Raw genomic sequence first — 304 nt, 5'->3', positions numbered from 1 at the left:
TGCTTTGAAAGTAATACGTAGCTGTAAGCCTGTTTGTGTGCTCGGTATGGGCGGGTTTGTGACTGGTCCAGGTGGAGTAGCAGCGCGATTGGCTGGTATCCCTCTGGTGATCCATGAGCAGAATGCCATTGCCGGATTCACTAACAAGATATTGTCCAGAATTGCCCGCAAAGTGCTGTTGGCTTTTCCCGATGCTTTTGGCTCTGTAAATGGCTCTGGGAAATTTATTCTGACCGGTAATCCGGTCAGAACAGATATTGCTGACCTGGGTAGACCTGCAGAACTGACTGGCAGAGCTTTAAAG

The 304-nt window shown here is 49.0% G+C and carries 1 protein-coding gene; it reads left to right on the top strand.

What is annotated here, in order from left to right:
* Positions 1-304, top strand: a 304-nt coding sequence (locus CWC16_RS19805; RefSeq protein WP_171037722.1) for a glycosyltransferase, incomplete at both ends; no start/stop codon positions are given.

Origin of the sequence: Pseudoalteromonas sp. S3776, from assembly GCF_005886915.1 — a bacterium.
Lineage (GTDB): Bacteria > Pseudomonadota > Gammaproteobacteria > Enterobacterales > Alteromonadaceae > Pseudoalteromonas.
Note: the sequence above shows the minus strand (reverse complement) of the source record. Positions and strands in the feature narration are given on the sequence as shown.